This is a genomic window from Microtetraspora malaysiensis (assembly GCF_050947145.1).
GTDB classification, from domain to species: Bacteria; Actinomycetota; Actinomycetes; order Streptosporangiales; family Streptosporangiaceae; genus Microtetraspora_A; species Microtetraspora_A malaysiensis.
Genome location: NZ_CP191998.1, coordinates 4,802,991 through 4,821,574, shown reverse-complemented (window position 1 = coordinate 4,821,574; position 18,584 = coordinate 4,802,991). Strand labels below are relative to the sequence as shown.

The window sequence follows — 18,584 nt, the reverse complement described above, 5'->3', positions numbered from 1 at the left end:
GGCGGGTTCGCCTTCCCATTCCTTGTCATATTCCGGACATGCCGGATCTTGACACGTCAGGATCGTTCACAATCGATGTCAGGAATCTGGAGACTTTCGCCAAGCGCTTTCACGTCGAAGGAGTCCTTTTGCGTAAGCCCTTGGCCCTGCTGGCCGCCGCCGCCGTCGCCGCCGCCCTCACGATCGGCGCCCCGGTCTCGGCGCAGGCGACATCCCCCACCTCCGCGCTCGAGAGCGCGATCAACTCACTGCACGTCGACGACGCCACCAAGGCGCGCTATCTCGAGACCGTCAAGGCCCTGCCGGCCGACTGGCAGGAGCGGGCCGCCCGGTTCAAGGCCGGGCTGGGCGTCACCGGCTCGGCCTGGAACGAGATGGCGCTCAACGCCATCGATCCGAACGACTACCGGTGCGCGGACACCACGCTGAGCGCGTGGCTCGACGCGCGGCTCGAGGGCGCGGACTTCAGCACGATCTTCATCGTCGTGATACTCGGCGGCCTGGACATCCCCGCGTACGACGCACTGCTCTTCAACTCGGGCGACACCCCGCAGAGCTACGGCGAGAACGGTGAATACACCACCACCGTCACGCACGAGCTGCGCGACCTGAAGAAGTTCTGGGACATCAAGTCCGACGACATCCGCGGCGTCGCGATGCACGGCGACGTGCTCAAGGACGCCGACCGCACCGCCCGCGTCCTCGAGGTGCTGTGGGGCCTGCCCGCCGGTGAGGGCAGGGACCTGGCCGACCTGCTGATCGAGGTGCTGGCCGCCGACCCGGTGCTCAACGCCGACAACCCGATCTTCACGTTCAACGCGTTCGCCTTCACCGCCGAGGGAGACCCGGACCCGGTCGTGCAGGGCATCCCCGACAAGATCATCATGGGTGACGGCATCATGAAGGGCATGGCCGGGATCGGCCTGGACGACGAAGTGGCCGCCAAGTCCATCCTGAGCCACGAGTTCGGGCACCATGTCCAGTACGAGGACAACCTCTTCGACAGCCCGCTCACCGGCCCCGAGGCCACCCGCCGCACCGAGCTCATGGCCGACGCCTTCGCCGGGTACTTCCTCACCCACAAGCGCGGCGGAACCCTCAACGCCAAGCGCCTGCTTCCCGCGGTGCAGTCCTTCTTCGAGGTGGGCGACTGCTCCTTCTCCAGCGCCGGTCACCACGGCACGCCGAACCAGCGGCTGGCCAGTTCGTCGTGGGCCGCTGATCTGGCGCAGGACGCGCAGAAGCAGGGCCACATCATGCCCTCGATGACCTTCGCCAACCTGTTCGACGCCCAGCTTCCGGTCATCGTCAAGCCGGACGCCCAGTAGTACTGCCGACATCGGGGGCCGGTCGCCGGACCGGCCCCCTTTCATGTCAGGAGGCCGGCGACCGCTATCCGGCGGGCCGGGCCGTCTCGTCCTCGGCCGCGGGCAGCTCGTGCTGGAGCGCCTCCGCCTGGCGGCGCAGGTGGTCGAGCATGGCCTTGGCGGCGGGCGTGAGCGGCCGGGCCTCGGGCAGCGTCACGCCGACCGAGCGCCGTACGGACGCGAGCGGCACCGGCAGCTCCGCGAGCTGGTCGTCGGTGCGGACGAGCAGCGCCGGCAGCGCGGCGATCATGTCGGTCGCCAGGAGCAGCGAGCGGATCGTCAGGATCGAGGTGCACTCGACCCGGTTCTCCGGCAGCGGCAGCCCCTCACGCTGGAAGACCTGCTCCAGCTCGTGTTTCAGGGCGGTCTGGTCCAGCGGGAGGATCCACGGATAGCCGAGCAGCTCGGGCAGCGTCCGCGCGTGCCCGGCGGGGTGCCCGGCGCGGGCGACGAGCAGGGTCGGCTCGTTGTAGAGGGGGATCTGGTGCAGGCCGGGCCGGCCCTCGATGGGGTTGAGCCGCCCGAGGATCAGGTCGGTGCCGCCGTCGATCAGCCGTGGGACGAGCGAGTCGAACGTACCCTCCCTGACGATCACCGTGATGCCGGGCCGTTCGGCCTTCAGGGCGGCGATCGAGCGGGGCAGCAGCACGTTGGTCGCGGCCAGGAGGGTGCCGACGGTGACGGTACCGGTCTCGCCGTCGGCGAGTCCCGCGATCCGGTCGCCCGCCCGGCGCAGCTCGGCCTGTACGGCACGGGCGTGGTCGATGAACGCCTCGCCGAAGAGGGTGGGCGTGACGCCGCGCGGGCCGCGGCGGAACAGCTCCACTCCGAGGATCTGCTCCACCTCCCGCAGCCCGCGTGTCACGGCGGGCTGCGCCAGGTGGAGATGCTCGGCGGCACGCAGGACGCTGCCGTGCTCGGCGATGGTCGTCACGAGCACCAGGTGCCGGAGCTTGAGCCGGCCGCTCAGCAGGTCCAGCGGTCGGGATATCACCGCCACATCATATAAGTCCGAAAAGTGGGACCTATTTTGCTATATCGGCAGGCGAGGCGGGCTGTTCGGCGGGGAGATCGCCCAGGCGCTCGGCGTCGTTGCGCGGGATCACGAGCGCGGCGACGAGGCTGATCGCGGCGACCGCGGTCAGGTAGCCGGTGATGGACAGCGAGCTGCCGGAGGCCGCGAACAGCGAGGCGGCGATGAGCGGGGTGATGCCGCCGCCGAGCAGCGAGGCGAGCTGGTACGCGACCGAGGTGCCCGAGTAGCGGATGGCCACGGGGAAGAAGCTCGCGGTCAGCGTGCCCTGCGGGGCGTGGGTCATCGACAGCACGGCGCCCATCGCCACCATGAACACCGCGATGAGGGCGGTGTTGCCGGTGTTGATGATCGGGAGGATCGCCACGGCGCCCACCAGCAGGACCACGGAGCCGCCGGTGAAGATCGCGCGCAGCCCGCGCCGGTCGCCGATGTGCGCCCAGATGGGCGCGGTGGCCAGCCACACTGCGGCGCCGCCGATCACGCACATCAGCAGGAAGGTGCGGGACAGGTGGACCTCGGCCTCGCCGTAATTGAGGATGTAGACCATGAAGATGTAGGAGACCGCGCTGTTGCCGACGACCACGCCGATGGTGTGGATCACCTGGCGCCAGTGGTCGCGCAGCACGACCGCGATCGGCAGCCTGGCGGGCTTGCGGCGCTCGACGAGGTTCTCATACGCGGGGCTCTCCTCGATGCGCAGCCGCAGGTAGAGCCCGACGCCCACCAGCACGACGCTGAGCAGGAACGGCACCCGCCAGCCCCACGACAGGAAGCTCTCCTCGCTGAGCAGCGACGACGTGCCGAGGAAGACGAGGTTGGCGGTCAGCATGCCGGCGGGCGTGCCCATCATGGGGAACGCGCCGAAAAGCCCTCTTCGGCCCTTCGGGGCGTGCTCCATGGTCAGCACCACGGCGCCGCCCAGCTCGCCGCCGAGCCCGATGCCCTGCGCGACGCGCATCAGGACGAGGAGCACCGCCGCCCCCACACCGAGGGTGGAGTACGTCGGGAGCAGGCCGATCAGCGTGGTGCCGATGCCCATGATCAGCAGCGATACGACCAGCGTGTTCCGCCGTCCGATGCGGTCGCCGAAGTGGCCGAAGATGATGCCGCCGAGGGGACGGGCGAGGAAGCCCACGGTCATGGTGCCGAACGAGGCGATCGACCCGGCGACCGGGTCCATGGCGGGGAAGAACTGCTTGTTGAAGACCAGTGCGGCCGCCGTGCCGTACAGGAAGAAGTCGTACCACTCGATGGTCGTGCCGATGAAGGCCGCCCACGAGACGCGGCGCGCGGCCTTGCGGCGGTCTGTGTCCATAAAACACCTGTGCCTTTTCGGTCGGGGAGTAGGGATGAGGATGCATCCAGGTGGTATGCCGCGACGAATACCGATCTGGGCGTGAGGTATGCGGATCCTGATATATAACGAAATTGAGATAGCTGAGACCTAGAGCGGTATTAGACTGTTATGCCATTGCGCAGCACAATTGCGGCCATGAAGCCCGCGCACTACGTCAACGGTGTCTTCGCGCCGACGGAAGCGACCTTTCCGCTGCTTTCCCCCGTCGACGGAAGCCAGGTAGGAGTCGTCCCCGAAGCCTCGCGCGACGTCGTCGACGCGGCGGTCCGCGCCGCCAGGGCGGCGCTCGACGGCCCGTGGGGACGCACGAGCGTCGAGGAGCGGTGCGCGTTCCTGCGCCGGATCGCCGACGGCATCGAGGCCCGCTTCGACGAGTTCGTCGCCGCCGAGGTCGCCGACACCGGCAAGCCGCACGACCTGGCCGCCACGGTGGACATCCCGCGCGCGATCGGCAACTTCCGCGCCTACGCCGACCTGGCCTACGGACGCCCCGAGCGGGCCTACCCCACCACGGTCCCGGGCTGGAGCGGCAGCGGCCAGGCGCTGAACTACACCGTCCGCCGCCCGCTCGGCGTCGTCGCGATCATCTCGCCGTGGAACCTGCCGCTGCTCCTGCTGACCTGGAAGGTCGCGCCCGCGCTCGCCGCCGGCAACGCGGTCGTCGCCAAGCCGTCGGAGGAGACCCCGTCCACCGCCACCCTGCTCGCCGAGGTGATCGGCGAGGCGAGGCTGCCGGACGGCGCCTTCAACCTCGTCCACGGCCACGGCGCCGGCGCGGCGGGGGAGCACCTGACCTCCCACCCGGGTGTGGACGCGATCGCCTTCACCGGCGCGTCCGCCACTGGCGCGGCGATCATGCGCAACGCGGCCGAGCACGTCACGCCACTGTCCTTCGAGCTCGGCGGCAAGAACCCGGCGCTGGTCTTCGCGGACGCCGACCTTGCCGAGGCGGTCGAGGGGACCGTGCGGTCGAGCTTCACCCACTCGGGCCAGATCTGCCTGTGCACCGAGCGCGTCTACGTGCAGCGGCCCGTCTTCGACGAGTTCGTCCGCGCCCTGGCCGAGCGCGCCCGCGCGCTCAGCGGCTACGGCCCGATGATCTCGGCCGAACACCGCGACAAGGTGCTCTCCTACTACCGCCTCGCGGTGGAGGAGGGCGCCACGGTCCAGGCCGGCGGCGGCGTGCCGACCTTCGGCGACGCCCGCGACAGCGGGTTCTACGTCGAGCCGACCGTGCTGACCGGGCTGCCGCAGAGCGCCAGGACCGTACGCGAGGAGATCTTCGGCCCCGTCTGCCACGTCGCGCCGTTCGATGACGAGGAGGAGGCGATCCGGCTGGCCAACGACAGCCCGTACGGCCTGGCCGCCACGGTGTGGACCACCGACCTGTCGCGCGCCCACCGCGTGGCGCCGCGCGTCGAGGCCGGGATCGTGTGGGTCAACTGCTGGAACCTGCGGGACCTGCGCACCCCCTTCGGAGGGGTGAAGGCGTCCGGCATCGGACGTGAGGGCGGCGAATACTCGCTCGACTTCTTCTCTGAGCCCGTCAACGTGTGCGTCAAGATTTGAGGACATCCGTGACAGAGAGACACCAGGCCGCCGCGGCACGGCTGCTGGAGGCGTACGCGTCCGGCCGCCCGTGCGAGCCGGTACGCGACCTGATCGACGGCGTGGACGACGCCTACGCCGTGCAGAACCTGGTCACCGAGCGGTGGCTGGCGCAGGGACGGCGCCTCACCGGCCGCAAGATCGGACTGACCAGCAAGGCGGTCCAGCGGCAGCTCGGGGTGGACTCGCCGGACTTCGGCATGCTCTTCGCCGACATGGCGGTGCCGGACGGCGAGGAGATCCCCGTCGGCGCGGTCCTGCAGCCGCGCGCCGAGGCGGAGGTCGCGCTCGTGCTCGACCGCGACCTGACCCACGAACGGCACACGGTCGCCGACATCATCCGGGCGACCGCCTTCGCGCTGCCCGCGATCGAGATCGTGGGCAGCCGGATCCGCGACTGGGACATCACCCTGATCGACACCGTCGCCGACAACGCGTCCTCCGGCATGTACGTCCTGGGTACCCGTCCGGTGTCGCTGCGGGACGTGGACCTGCGGATGGCCGGAATGGTGATCGAGCGGCGCGGCGACCAGGTGTCCAGCGGCATCGGCGCGGCCTGCCTCGGCAACCCGCTGCACGCTGCGGTGTGGCTGGCCGACACGCTGGTCCGGCTCGGCCGCCCGCTCCAGGCGGGCGACACCGTGCTGACCGGGGCGCTCGGGCCGGTCGTCCCGGTCGCGCCCGGCGACGTGCTGGAAGCGCGCATCGACGGCCTCGGCGACGTGCGGGCCGCGTTCGCCGCCGAGAAGCCCGCCGAGAAGTCCGCTGAGGAGGAAGTGTGAACCCGCGCCTGAACGCGTTCGCGGAGACCCTGGACGAGGCGGTGCTGAACCGCCGGGCCGTCCCCCGGCTCACCGACACCGCGCCGCTCGACGTCGCCGAGGCGTACGAGGTACAGCGGGCGGTGATCGAGCGGAGGCGGGCCAGGGGTGAGGCGCTCATCGGCGTCAAGATGGGCTTCACCAGCCGCGCCAAGATGGTGCAGATGGGGGTGGACGACGTCATCTGGGGCCTGCTCACCGACGCCATGCTGGTCGAGTCGCACCTGGACACCTCCGGGCTGATCCACCCGCGCATCGAGCCGGAGATCGCGTTCCTGCTGGACCGGCCGGTGCGCACCCCCGCGGACGCGGTCGCGGCCATCGGCGGGATCGCCGTCGGCTACGAGGTGCTCGACTCCCGCTACGAGGGCTTCAGCTTCACCCTCGCGGACGTCGTCGCCGACAACGCCTCGGCCAGCGGCTTCGGGCTCGGCCCGTGGCACGCTCCCAAGGACGTCGGCAACGTGGGCATGCTGCTGGAGATCGACGGCCGCCCCGTGGCGAGCGGCTCGTCGGCGGCCATCCTCGGCGACCCGCTGCGGTCGCTGAACGCGGCCGCGCGCCTGGCCTGCGCCGCCGGGATCGAGCTGCAGCCCGGCTGGGTCATCCTCGCGGGCGCCGCGACCGCGGCCGTCCCGCTTCCCTCCGGCGCGCACGTCCGCGTCAGCGCCGCCGGTCTCGGTCACGTGGAGGTGACGACGCGATGAGCGACGCGCTGCTCGTCCAGGGCAAGGCCACCCCTCGGGGGAGGTTCCCGCACATCAGGCGGGCGGGCGACTTCGTGTTCGTGTCCGGCACCAGCTCGCGCCGTCCCGACGGCTCGTTCGCCGGGGCCCGCGCGGACGCCATGGGCACCACCGACCTGGACATCCGCGAGCAGACCAGGGCGGTCATCGAGAACATCCGCGACCTGCTCACGGCCGCCGGCGGAGACCTGTCCGACGTGGTCAACGTGACCAGCTACCTCGTCAACATGAACGACTTCGGCGGCTACAACGAGGTCTACGGCGCGTACTTCGACGAGACCGGGCCCGCGCGCACCACGGTCGCCGTCCACCAGCTCCCGCACCCGCACCTGCTCATCGAGATCTCCTGCACCGCTTACATCCCCCAAAGGAGCGCACAGTGATCCCTCCCTTCAACCTCCAGAAGTGGATCGACGAGCACCAGGACATGCTGCGGCCGCCCGTCGGCAACGTGCAGATCTGGAAGGACGCCGACCTGATGGTCACCATCGTCGGCGGCCCCAACCAGCGCACCGACTTCCACGACGACCCGATCGAGGAGTTCTTCTACCAGCTCAAGGGCGACATGGTGCTGCGCGTCATGGAGGAGGAGGGCAAGCCTCCGGTGGACGTGCAGATCAAGGAGGGCGACGTCTTCCTGCTGCCGCCGCACGTGCGGCACTCGCCGCAGCGTCCGGTGCCCGGCTCGATCGGCCTGGTCGTCGAGTACGCCCGCCCGCAGGGCGAGCTGGACGCCTTCGAGTGGTACTGCACGGAGTGCCACCACCGGGTCCACCGCGCCGAGCTTCAGCTCCAGTCGATCGTCGAGGACCTGCCGCCGGTCTTCCAGGCGTTCTACGACGGCGACCGCACCTGCCCGAACTGCGGGACGACCCACCCGGGCAAGGACTGGCCCGAGCACATGCGGCCGGTGATCCGATGACCCGTTCCGGTCAGGTCATCGACGTCCACGCGCACGTCTTCCCGCGCATCTCCCGCGAGGAGAGCCGGATCCTCGCCGGGGCGGGCGAGCCGTGGCTGCGTGACGGCATGATGATGAGCGGCGACGACGACTACCGTCCCGTCACCCCGGAGCTGTGGGACGCGGGGGCCCGCCTCGCGGCGATGGACCGCCTCGGCGTCGACATGCAGGCGGTCTCGTCCACGCCGCTGCTGTTCGGGTACGCGGCCGAGCCGGATCGCGCCGCGGACTGGTGCGAGATGGTCAACGACCGGATCCTCGCCTACTGCGCCGAGGATCCCTCCCGTCTGCTGCCCCTGTGCCAGGTGCCGCTGCAGGACCTGGCGACCGCGTGCGCGATGGTCGACCAGGCCAAGGCGGCCGGGCACCGGGGCGTCCACATCGGCAACCACGTGGGCCCGCGCAACCTCCACGACCAGGACATCGTGGCGTTCCTCACCCACTGCGCCGACGTGGACATGCCGGTGCTCGTCCACCCGTGGGACATGCTCGCCACCGACCGCATGGCGGGCTACATGCTGCCCTGGCTGGTCGGCATGGCGACCGAGACCCAGCTCAGCATCCTGTCGCTGATGCTGTCCGGCGCGTTCGAACGGCTGCCCTCCTCGCTGCGGCTCTGCTTCTGCCACGGCGGCGGCAGCTTCGCGTTCCTCCTCGGCCGCGCCGACAACGCCTGGCGCAACCGGGACATCGTGCGGAAGGACTCGCCCAAGCCGCCCTCGGCGTACACCGACCGGTTCTACGTCGACTCGGCGGTGTTCGACCCGCGGGCGCTGCGCCTGCTCGTCGAGGTCATGGGCGTCGAGCGGGTCATGCTCGGCACCGACTTCCCCTTCCCGCTGGGCGAGCAGGAGCCGGGCGCGGTCGTGCGCGACTGCCCCGAGCTGGACGAGGCCGCCCGGGCCGCGATCCTCGGCGGCAACGCCACGAGGTTCCTGGGGCTGGGATGACGCTCGCGCACCCGCCCCTCGGCACGCTGCGCGGCGTGGACCTCGGCGGCGTCTCCGCGTTCACGGGCGTGCGGTACGCCGCGCCGGCCCGCCGGTTCGCCGCGCCCTCCCCGGCTCTGCCGTGGGAGGGCGTCGCGGACGCCGTCGCACCCGGCCCGCCCGCGCCGCAGCGGCCGGGGCGGATGGGCTGGGTGCCGGGGCTGGAGATCGACCCGTCGAGCGGCCGCGAGGACTGCCTTTTCCTGAACGTCTGGACGTCCTCGTGCGAGGGGCGGCGGCCGGTGCTGGTGTTCCTGCATGGGGGCGCGTTCGTGTTCGGCTCCGGCGCGCAGCAGATGTACGACGGCGCCGCGCTCGCCCGCGACCACGGGCTCGTCGTCGTGACGGTGAACTACCGGTTCGGCTTCGCCGGGTTCTGGTACGGCGACGGTGTGCCGGCCGACATCGCCCTGCGGGACCAGCTCGCCGCGCTTGAGTGGGTGCGCGACAACATCGCGGCCTTCGGCGGCGACCCGGAGCGGGTCACCCTCGGCGGCCATTCGGCGGGCGCGACCAGCGTGCTCGCCCTGATGGCCCTGGCGCCCGGCCTCTTCTCGCGCGCCGTGGCCATGAGCCCCGTGCCGTACGGCTTCGCCACCCGGGAGGAGGCCGCGGCCTGGACCGCGGCCGCCCGCGAGGCGCTCGGGGGCGCCGACCCGTTCACCGCCCCGCTCGTGGACCTGCTGGACGCCGAGGGGGCCGCCGCGCGGGCGACGCCGCCGGTGGGCGGGCTGCTGCCGGTCGCGCCGGTCGTCGACGGCGACCTGCTCGCCGTCCATCCGATGGACGCGATCCGCTCGGGCGCGGCCGCTCCGGTGCCGCTCCTGGTGACGACGACGTCGCAGGAGATGCGGCTGTTCGCCGCGATCGGCGGGGGAGACCCCGGCAGGCGCGACGTGTTCGAGGAGCCCGCGCAGGAGGTCGTCGAGGCACATCGGGGGCCCGCGCGGCTGCTGGTCTGCGACCACCGCTCGCCCCTGCGCCACGGCGGGATCACGCTCGGCGCCTGCCATCTCGTGGACGTGCCGCTCTACTTCGGCAACCACGGGACCCCGCTCACCGGCGCCGGTCCCGAGGTGGACGAGCGGGCGGGCACGATGACCAAGGAGTTCGCCCGGTTCTGCCGCGGCGAGGAGTGAACGCGATGAGTGAAGCGGCCACGGTCGCGGTCACCGGATCGGGGGACATCGTCACCGAGCAGATCGCCTCCGCCTTCGGGAGATCGCCGGCACGCAGGTTGCCACCTTTGCGGAGAATATCGTGATGAAGTAGCGTGATCTACGTGACTGCCGGGTCGGCCTTGGGCCACGCACCAGAGAGCAGCCCGGCTGACGCTTGATCGCCGGGCGGGCCCGCGGCCCGCCGCCTTCTTCTCCATTCAGAACGGCACAGCAGGAACCACCAATGGAGAAGAATGGATTTCAACAAGCCGGTCATCGACGAGTTCCGCGCCAACAACGGCCAGGTCGGTGGCTATTTCGAGGGAGCGCGACTGCTCCTGCTCACCACCGCCGGCGCCCGCTCGGGTCGGCCGCACACGACCCCGCTCGGCTACCTGCCTGACGGCGTCGAGCGCATGCTGGTCATCGCCTCCGCCGGGGGAGCGCCGAACAACCCGGCCTGGTACCACAACCTGAAGGCCAACCCGCGCGCCGTCGTCGAGACTGGCGTCCTCATCTTCGATGTCGAGGCGGAGGTCCTGGAGGGCGCCGAGCGTGACGCGGCGTTCGCCCGCGCGGTGGAAGGCGACCCTGGCTGGGCCGACTATCAGGCGAAGACGACGCGCACCATCCCCGTCGTCGCACTTCGCGTGGCTGGTCCGCCCCGGGATAGCGCACCGTCGGGCGGTGCGTACCTCAAGCTGGTGCACGACGGCTTCCGCCGCGAACTCGCGCTGATCCGCAAGGAGCTGTCCGATTCAGGACGGCCAGGCCTGGGCGTGCAGCTTCGGATCAACTGCCTGACCGTCTGCCAGGGGCTGCACCATCACCACACGGGCGAGGACACCATGATGTTCCCCGGCCTGGCCGAGCAGCATCCCACGCTCGCTCCGACCTTGGAACGGCTGGCAAGTGAGCACGAGCGCGTCACTGTACTCCTGGAAGAGCTGAAGCAGGCCCTTTCCAGTGAGGATCCGCTGAAGGTACGGGCCGAGATCGAGCGGCTCGTCGAAGAGCTCGAAGCGCACCTGGCGTATGAGGAGCAGCAGCTGATCCCGATTCTCGACCTCGCCTGAAGTCCGAGGAGTAGCACCCCGCCAGATTTTGCGTGGCAGGGACTCAGGGGGTCCAGACGGCGGCGACGTCCTCGGTGACATCCAGCGATCGGCCCGCCTCGGCCGCTATGGGGGCGCGGGCGGGATCGAGCAGGCCGCCCCGGCCGCTGATCGCCCGCCAGGTCTTCGGATCGGGGCTCACCAGCGCGACGCGGGATCTGCTGCCGAGGGCGTCGATCTGCTGCTGGACGGACGGCATCACGCCGCCGCCCCGGACAATGGGAGCGATGACCACGATGCGGTCGTATCCGGCGGCCAGGTCGACGTTGGCCGGTGAGCGCATCCCGCCGTCGATGTACCGGCGCGCGCCGACGGTGGCCGGCGGACGTACGCCCGGCCCGGCGGTGCTGGCGCAGACGGCGTCCAGCAGGGTCACCCCGCTGTTCGCGGCGAAGTTCGCGGGTTCCCCCGACTCGGCGTCCACGGCGGTGATGATCAACGGCGTGCCGGGCCATTCGCGAAGGTTCCCGAGCCAGCGCTGGACCTCGGCCCGGCGTCGCTCCTCCGGCGGCGTGGCGGCGGCCAGGGCGATACGGCCCATGCGGGCGCCGAACTCCCTGCCGTCCTTGGCCTTGAGCAGTTCCCTGACCAGGCGGAAGAGCCCGAACATGGAGGGTTTCGGCGCAGGCTCGCCTTCCTGGGGGCCGAGCCGCTCGCTGTAGAGGACCCTCGGGTCGAGCCCGGCCGCCAGCTGGGCTCCCACCACGGCTCCGGCGGACGTTCCGACGATGAGGTCGGCCTCGCGGAGGTCGAGACCGCGTGCCGCAAGTGCGGCCAGGACCCCCGCCTCCCAGGCGATGCCTGCCACGCCCCCGCTTCCGAGCACCACTGCCCTGCTAGTCATGATCTTTGCCTCTCGGTCGGTCGGCGAAGGTCAGAATCCGTGCGATGGTCAGCTCCGGCCGTTCCTGGGGCAGGCCGTGTCCGGCGCCCGCGACGATCTCCGGCCGCTCGACCAGTCCGTGGAGGGCTCACCACCACAGGAGGGGGCCGTCGTCGGAGGGGGCGAGCGCGGTCAGCGGCCGCGGTAACGTGCCGGTGAGATCGGCGATCAGGAGCTCGGTCAGCGTCCCGTCGAAGGTGTACCGGTCGAACTCCACGTCCCAGGTGATCGTCCACCGGTCGGGGTCGGAATGAGAGGTGTCCCACCAAAGCCACTCCCGGCCCTCGGTGGACCCGCACCAAAGCAGGCCGCCGGGTTCGGGATGGACGCGAAGAGGAGCCCCGTCCTCCCCGTCGTCCAGTTCGCCCGCGAACTCGTCGTGCCGCTCGCGAAGATCCTCCGGCTGTTCGACGAAGAGGCCGTTGATCACGACGGGATCGTACGCCCCGGTGAGGCGCTTGTAGTCGGCCGGCAGGCGCAGCCCGACCGTCCGCTCGATCTCCGTCCAGTCGCGGGGAGACGCGGCCGTCGGCTCGCCGATGATCGTACGGAGCTGGGCCAGCGGGTCCCGCGGCATCTCGGCGACGGTGAGGCCGGGATGGGCGGCGCCCGGGGGCAGGAGAACCCGCGGACGCGGGACCGCGGACAGTGACAGCACCGGCAGGTCGAGCTCGCCGTCCAACCAGCGCTCCAGGAACGCCGTGGCGCCGTACCGCAGGCGCTGCCAGCCGACGCCGTCGGCGTCGAGGATGACAACGGGCCACTCGCCCGGGTCGCCGCTCACCGGCAGCCACCAGCACGTCTCGCCGCTGTCGAAGACAGCCCACAGGCGGAGGCCGCCGGGTTCGGGGGCGATCGGGGAGCGGACCACCCGTTCCCCGGCGACGCGGCGCGCCCGCAGCCGGGCTCCCTGCGCGCGCTCCTCCGCGTCGATGTCGAAGCCGTGGGGCGCGCCGGGGGCGAGCAGGCGCAGGACGCCGGCCAGCCGTCCCACTCCGAGCTCCGTGAGCAGCTCGGCGTAGTCGGCGGGGCCGTCGAATTCGGAGACCTCGGCCCGGGCCCGGGGCCCGGCCACGTGGACGGTGGCGGCCGGCGATCGCGTGGCGACCGGCAGCGGCGTCCCGCCGCCGTCACCGGACAGGACGAGCGGCTCGGTCGGCCAGGCGTATCGCGGCGACCGGGGCGGCAATGCGGGCAGGGCGTGCCCCGGGAGCTCCAGGGCGCCGCGTGCGCGTGCCGCGAGCACCTCGGTCATCGGCAGGCGCGCCGTGTGCCACCGCCCATTGCTGAAGATCACGCTCGGCCATCGGCACGGATCCTCCGACGCCGAGGTGTCCCAGAAGTACCGCTCGTCGCCCCGCGAGTCACCCCACAGGAGCAGACCGCCCGGCTCCGGATGGACGGCGAACGGATGCGCCTGGGGGTCGTCGTTTCGGAGGGCGCGCAGCAGTGAGCGGCCCTCGTCGAGCTGCTCGAAATAGCCGCCCCGCTCCGAGTCGTGGGGCAGGACGACCCAGATCCACTCCCCGGCCAGAACGGGCCCGTACGTCTCGGCGAACGCCTTGAAGTCGCCGGGGAACCGGACGCCGACGCGTCTTTCCACACCGGGCCAGTCCACGGGGAACGGCGACTCCGGCGGCGGGCCGATGACGGCGGCGAGGGCGGTGAGATCCACGCGGCTGATTGTGGACCACGGGACCGACAATCCGCCGAGACATGCGTGGGGGTGACGGCCGACCGGCCGTCACCCCACGTCGTCTCGGTCAGCTCTCGTCGGCGGATGCCGGGGGAGCGGCGGTCACCGGCGCGGTCGGCTCCGACGTCGCCGTGCCGTCCGCGTAGCCCTCCGCCGACACCGTCACACGTACGGACAGGCGCGCGCCGCGGTCGTCTCCCTTGAGGTGATAGGTCCGCCCGGTCGCGTCCTTGACCGGGACGCCGTCACGCAGCCACTGGTACGCGACCGTCCCCGCCTCCGGCGACCAGGTGCCGGGCGACGCCTTCAGCGACCAGCCGATCTTCGCGACGCCGGTCACGGCCGGGGGCGCGGTGTTGAGCACCGCGGGCGTCCGCGCGTCGTTCAGGTCAACCTCGGCCGCCCGGACGAACACCTGCCGGTGGGCGTACCAGAGCTGGTAGTACTTGTCCTGGCCCTTGAGGTCGGTGCGGTCGCCCGCGGCCGACCCGTCGAACGTGGTCGCCCGGTAGTAGTCCGTGACCACGGCCTCGTCGCTGACGGCGTACGACTGCCCGGCCGGGATCTTGTACTCCAGCGCCGAGAGCGCCTGGACGGGGATGCCGGTGCCGGCGTAGGCGGCGGCCTCGGGATAGGCCCGGCCGTAGATCGAGGCGGGCTGGGTCGCGGACGACTTCCCGGTGACCGTCTTGGCGAGCGTGCGGACGACCACGGGCTTGTCGGCCGGGTTGTGCAGCCAGGCGAGCGAGCCCGCCCACCACACGCCCAGCCAGTCGCCGCGGACTTCGGCGACGACGAGCTTGTGGCCGGAGACGACGCGCGCGCTGATGTCGCTCGCGTAGGTCGTGCCGTCGGCGCCGTTCGGCTTCCACCCCGGGTCCTTGGCGAGCGGCGCGCTCTCGGAGGGCGACTGGCGGAGCGGGACGAAGTTCGTGCCCGCCCCGGGGACGCAGTCCGGCGAGTGCGGCGACGCCTGCGCGCAGCCGGTCACGGGTTGCGGGTTGTCCTGGTAGCCGGTCCGCACCTCCACGACGTCTCCCGCCGCGACGTTCGCGGTGGCCTCCCGGGTGCCGCCGACGGGGGCGCCGAGCAACTCGAAGTAGTGGTCCCAGTCCCAGTACGGCCCCGGGTCCCAGTGGACGTTCTTGGTGTTGCCGAACACGGTCCCGGGCACCTGGTCGTGGCCGATGATGTGCGCGCGGTCCAGGGGGATGTCGTACTTCGTGGCGAGGTGCTTCACCAGCGCGGAGGAGGTCTGGTACATCGCCTCGGTGAACCAGCCCGCGGTCCCGGCGAAGCCCTCGTGCTCGATGCCGATCGCGTGCATGTTCACGTACCAGTTGCCGGCGTGCCAGCCGACGTCCTTGGCGTCGAGGTGCTGGGCGATGTGGCCGTCGGAGGAGCGGATCGTGTAGTTCCACGCCAGGTACGTGGGGTCCTGGGCGAGCTTCACCGAGGGTCCGTAATACCCCTCGGTGTCGTGGATGACGATGTACTTGAGCTTCGGGCCTCCCGGCCCGGTCCGGTCGGCGAGGTCGTGGTTGCCGTAGTCGGTCGTGCCGTCCGGCAGAGTGGGGGAGTCCTTGGCGTACGGCGCCTCCAGCCACTCGCAGTCGAGCCCGGCCGGGCAGTCCACGGCGGGGGCGGCGGCCGCCTGCGCGCGGGGGAGCGCGACCGAGGGGTCGGCAGCGAGCGTCACCTTCTGGCCGTCGTCGGTGACGCGGCTCTCGCCCTTCTGGAGGGTCTGGTAGACCTGCCGGACGAAGTCGCTCCGTGCGCCGAAGCGCGCGACCGCGTCCTGCCAGGAGGCGAGGTCGTCGCCTGCCCGCTGAGTGGACGCGTGGCCGGATGCGCCGGACGCGCGGTAGGACGCCAGCAACGCCGCGCCGCCGCAGATGTTGGCGTTCGACTCGCCGGTCAGGGCGGCGGCCGTCAGACCGGTCAGCTCGGCCGCCGCCGCGACCTGGCTCTTCGCCTCGGTCGTGCGGCCCTTGCCCGCGCCGTCCCATGCCTCGGGCGTCCGGGTGTTCAGGTCGAACACGCCGTAGCCGCCGTCACTGCTGGGCCCGCCCTGGTGCTGGTCCCAGCGCGACAGCATGTACGCCACCGCCTTCAGCAGGGACTCCGGCACACTCGCGGCGCGGGACGCCTCGGAGAATGCCGCTTCTCTGCTGGGCGCGGACAGCGTCGCCGCGCAGGACACCTGTGCCTCGGGAGTGCGCGCTGATGTGGCGCCCAACGCGGCGGGCGCGACGGACAGCGACACCGTCGCCACCGCCGCGCCCGTGATCGCGACACTCCGGAGTGAAGATCTCACGTGATGTGACCCCTTCTCGTGCTGCCTGTGGGGGTTCAGGCCGGGTAATCACATCGCCGTGATGGTCTCTCACGCCAGGGCCGTCGGCAAATCTCGGCAAGATTGTAATTTTTCGCCAAACATGGCCGGTTGTATGAAAATCACCGTCTCGCCGGGGAGGCCGCCGCTACCGGTGGCCGGGCGCCGCCGCCTCGAGGTCGTCGATGCTGCCGGACATGATCGTCCGGAGGTGTTCGGTGATGTGCGGAAGCGGCCAGTCCCACCAGGCCAGCCGCAGCAGCCGGGCGACGTCCTCGTCGCTGTGGCGGCGGCGGATGAGCTGGGCCGGGTTGCCGCCGACGATGCCGTAGTCGGGGACGTCGTCGACGACGACGGAACCGGAGGCGATGATCGCCCCATTGCCGATGCGGACGCCGGGCATCACCATCGCCTGGTACCCGAGCCACACGTCGTTGCCGACCACGGTGTCGCCGCGTCCGGGGAGGCCGGCGATCAGATCCATGTGCTCCGCCCAGGAGCCGCCCATGATCGGGAAGGGGAACGTCGAGGGGCCGTCCATCCGGTGGTTGGCGCCGTTCATGATGAACCGCACGCCCTCGGCGAGTGCGCAGAACCTCCCGATGATCAGCTTTTCCGGTCCGTAGTGGTACAGCACGTTGCTGGTCTCGAAAGCGGTCGGATCAACCGGGTCGTCGTAGTAGGAGAACTCGCCGACCTCGATCAGGGGCGACGTGATCAGCGGCTTCAGCAGCACCACACGCGGTTGTCCGGGCATCGGATGGAGCACGGTCGGATCGGCGGGAACAGCCGGCACGGCACGGTGGGACATTGAGAACTCCTCATGGATGGGTGAGTGCATACAGGATCCGGCGGATGTCAGCCGTCGGCGGTGGACGTTCCCGCGGGCGCGGCGCGAGGTCCACGAGGCGTCGAGGAGCCTCGCGCCGCGGCCGGTCGTGTCGATCAGAAGTCGACGGTGGCGTCGAGCGTCGCGGTGGGCGTGCACACGACGGCGTCGAAGGCCTGGTGAAGCGGGGTGTCCATCACGGCGCTCTGCGATCGGATCCGATCCGGCGACGCCGTCACCGGATCCGGCTGACGCAGGTCGGTCACGGTGACGACCTCGCCGAGCCCGGCGTCGATCAGGGCTCGTTCCACGCTGCCGGGTTCCGGAGCGTCCAGGCGGACGGGTTCGACGGCGAAGCCGACCGGCGACCCCTCGGCCGGGACGCTCATCTCCGGCACCTCACCGGCGGTGTGCGTCATGGCCACGGCGCGGTAGTGCGGGCCGAGTTCCCGCGCCAGGTAGTGGCCCATGGGCAGACCGGCGAGGTGGCCGCCGAAGGTGACAGGGGTCTTCTGTATGTGGTTGTTGTGCGCCACCAGCACGATCCGCGCGCCGACGCCGGCGCGAGCCAGGTGCCAGTGCACGCACGTCGCCATGAAGCGGTCGCGGACCGAGGTGTCGCCGGGCAGCCCCGCCCCGGAGAACAGGTTGTTCATGGCCTGGAGCATGTAGTCGGCGTGGCAGGCCGCGTCCAGCTGCCGCCGGGCGGCGTCGTAGCGCTGCTGGTCACTACGGGAGACATAAAGCGGCTCCAGCGCGCGAAGTCGCAGCGACAGCCGGGCCAGGCCCGCGGTGAGCGCGTCCCGTACCGCCGGATCGAGGCGTCCCCACTGGGGTGCCGACACGGCGGCCGACCCTCCGGTGATCTCGTCCGCGGTCCGCAGGACGCCCGCGACGAGGTCGCCGGCGTCCGGGTCGACCAGCCGCAGGTATTCGGCGACCGGATCGAGGTCCGGCCGCAGGGTGAGGGTGTTCGGCAGATCGATCCCGATGACCTGGACGGGACGCGGCCTGCCCCGGTTGTAGTCGCGCAGCCAGCGCAGCAGCTCGCCGAACACGCCGAGGGTGAGCGGGCTGCTCAGCCGGGAGAGGTCGGACTCCTCGCCGTCGCCGGCGAGCCAGGGATTGACGGCGACCGCGTCGGCGGCGCCGAGTTCGAGCGCCACGTGCGTGAAGCCGTGCCGTTCAAGGAGGTAGCGGATGAGCCGCGCGCGGGCGAGGTTGAACTCGTGGACGAAGTGAGCTCCCTCGCCGATGCCCACGACCCGGGCGTCGGCGACCACGCCACCCAGTGGTTCGAGATCGTCGAGGAGTGGCTCTCGGGGATCGAGGGTGGTCAGGACGGCGGTCTGCCCCGCCTGGGTGTGGGCGAAGCGCGCTGAAGAGGCGCTGGACGTCATGGTGTGCACTCGTTTCTCTGCTGATGATGATCCGGTCATCCACGTGGTGAGAAACGCAGGGCGAAGCACCGGGACGCCCCCGGAATCCGGCTCGGCGAACGCCGAACCGGCGCCGGAGTCATCGCGCTCCAGCGCAGCTGCGTCAGCTCACCGACCGGTGTCAGCGAAACAAGGTGCCAGGTACCATAAGTCGATCTTATCCGGATTTCTGCCGCACTCAGGACCACACGCTCGGCCCCGGGAAGGCGCCGCTCGCAAAACGTGCGCGCGAGGCCGGTCCG

Annotated in this window: 16 protein-coding genes; 9 read left to right on the top strand and 7 right to left on the bottom strand. The window is 71.1% G+C overall.

Features of this window, described 5'->3' with window-relative positions:
* The first annotated feature begins 128 nt into the window (after positions 1 to 128).
* A complete protein-coding gene (locus ACQP1V_RS22890) occupies positions 129 to 1,328 on the top strand; it encodes a hypothetical protein (protein ID WP_433411541.1) in 1,200 nt (399 codons plus the stop codon).
* A 64-nt stretch (positions 1,329 to 1,392) separates the two neighbouring features.
* Here ACQP1V_RS22890 and ACQP1V_RS22885 read toward each other — a convergent pair whose 3' ends face one another.
* Entirely contained in the window at positions 1,393 to 2,361 is a 969-nt protein-coding gene (locus ACQP1V_RS22885; protein WP_433411539.1) for a LysR substrate-binding domain-containing protein, read from the bottom strand.
* A 31-nt stretch (positions 2,362 to 2,392) separates the two neighbouring features.
* A complete protein-coding gene (locus ACQP1V_RS22880) occupies positions 2,393 to 3,718 on the bottom strand; it encodes an MFS transporter (RefSeq protein ID WP_387416720.1) in 1,326 nt (441 codons plus the stop codon).
* Between the two features lie 177 nt (positions 3,719 to 3,895).
* Here ACQP1V_RS22880 and ACQP1V_RS22875 point away from each other — a divergent pair, with 177 nt between their 5' ends.
* From ACQP1V_RS22875 to ACQP1V_RS22840, 8 genes are all read left to right on the top strand, one after another.
* Complete coding sequence (locus ACQP1V_RS22875; RefSeq protein ID WP_433411537.1) at positions 3,896 to 5,329, top strand: 2-hydroxymuconic semialdehyde dehydrogenase; 1,434 nt, start codon at positions 3,896 to 3,898, stop codon at positions 5,327 to 5,329.
* Positions 5,330 to 5,337: 8 nt separating this feature from the next.
* Complete coding sequence (locus ACQP1V_RS22870) at positions 5,338 to 6,150, top strand: 2-keto-4-pentenoate hydratase (protein ID WP_433411535.1); 813 nt, start codon at positions 5,338 to 5,340, stop codon at positions 6,148 to 6,150.
* Positions 6,147 to 6,896, top strand: coding sequence for a 2-keto-4-pentenoate hydratase (locus tag ACQP1V_RS22865; protein WP_433411533.1), 750 nt, complete (start codon positions 6,147 to 6,149; stop codon positions 6,894 to 6,896). The genes ACQP1V_RS22870 and ACQP1V_RS22865 overlap by 4 nt, the downstream gene beginning before the upstream one ends.
* Positions 6,893 to 7,318 (top strand): RidA family protein, encoded by a 426-nt coding sequence (locus ACQP1V_RS22860; RefSeq protein ID WP_433411531.1) that lies wholly within the window; start codon positions 6,893 to 6,895, stop codon positions 7,316 to 7,318. Before ACQP1V_RS22865 ends, ACQP1V_RS22860 begins: the two co-directional genes overlap by 4 nt.
* Entirely contained in the window at positions 7,315 to 7,857 is a 543-nt protein-coding gene (locus ACQP1V_RS22855; RefSeq protein WP_433411528.1) for a 3-hydroxyanthranilate 3,4-dioxygenase, read from the top strand. The genes ACQP1V_RS22860 and ACQP1V_RS22855 overlap by 4 nt, the downstream gene beginning before the upstream one ends.
* Positions 7,854 to 8,846 carry an amidohydrolase family protein gene (locus ACQP1V_RS22850; protein WP_433411526.1) on the top strand — a complete coding sequence of 331 codons (993 nt, stop codon included), beginning with the start codon at positions 7,854 to 7,856 and terminating at the stop codon, positions 8,844 to 8,846. Before ACQP1V_RS22855 ends, ACQP1V_RS22850 begins: the two co-directional genes overlap by 4 nt.
* The gene (locus ACQP1V_RS22845) at positions 8,843 to 10,024 is read left to right on the top strand and encodes a carboxylesterase family protein (RefSeq protein ID WP_387416727.1); all 1,182 of its coding nucleotides are present in this window, start codon (positions 8,843 to 8,845) and stop codon (positions 10,022 to 10,024) included. The genes ACQP1V_RS22850 and ACQP1V_RS22845 overlap by 4 nt, the downstream gene beginning before the upstream one ends.
* A 275-nt stretch (positions 10,025 to 10,299) precedes the next feature.
* Entirely contained in the window at positions 10,300 to 11,121 is an 822-nt protein-coding gene (locus ACQP1V_RS22840) for a nitroreductase/quinone reductase family protein (RefSeq protein ID WP_433411524.1), read from the top strand.
* Between the two features lie 43 nt (positions 11,122 to 11,164).
* Here ACQP1V_RS22840 and ACQP1V_RS22835 read toward each other — a convergent pair whose 3' ends face one another.
* The 5 genes from ACQP1V_RS22835 to ACQP1V_RS22815 all read right to left on the bottom strand — a co-directional run bounded on the left by ACQP1V_RS22835 (position 11,165) and on the right by ACQP1V_RS22815 (position 18,303).
* Complete coding sequence (locus ACQP1V_RS22835) at positions 11,165 to 12,004, bottom strand: patatin-like phospholipase family protein (protein ID WP_433411522.1); 840 nt, start codon at positions 12,002 to 12,004, stop codon at positions 11,165 to 11,167.
* A 127-nt stretch (positions 12,005 to 12,131) separates the two neighbouring features.
* Positions 12,132 to 13,718 (bottom strand): hypothetical protein, encoded by a 1,587-nt coding sequence (locus ACQP1V_RS22830; protein WP_433411520.1) that lies wholly within the window; start codon positions 13,716 to 13,718, stop codon positions 12,132 to 12,134.
* A gap of 88 nt (positions 13,719 to 13,806) precedes the next feature.
* Positions 13,807 to 16,056 carry an N-acetylmuramoyl-L-alanine amidase gene (locus ACQP1V_RS22825; protein ID WP_433411518.1) on the bottom strand — a complete coding sequence of 750 codons (2,250 nt, stop codon included), beginning with the start codon at positions 16,054 to 16,056 and terminating at the stop codon, positions 13,807 to 13,809.
* A gap of 166 nt (positions 16,057 to 16,222) precedes the next feature.
* Positions 16,223 to 16,885, bottom strand: a complete 663-nt coding sequence (locus ACQP1V_RS22820) for a CatB-related O-acetyltransferase (protein ID WP_433411516.1) — start codon at positions 16,883 to 16,885, stop codon at positions 16,223 to 16,225.
* 134 nt (positions 16,886 to 17,019) lie between these two features.
* Positions 17,020 to 18,303, bottom strand: a complete 1,284-nt coding sequence (locus ACQP1V_RS22815; RefSeq protein ID WP_433411514.1) for an erythromycin esterase family protein — start codon at positions 18,301 to 18,303, stop codon at positions 17,020 to 17,022.
* Between the last annotated feature and the right edge of the window lie 281 nt (positions 18,304 to 18,584).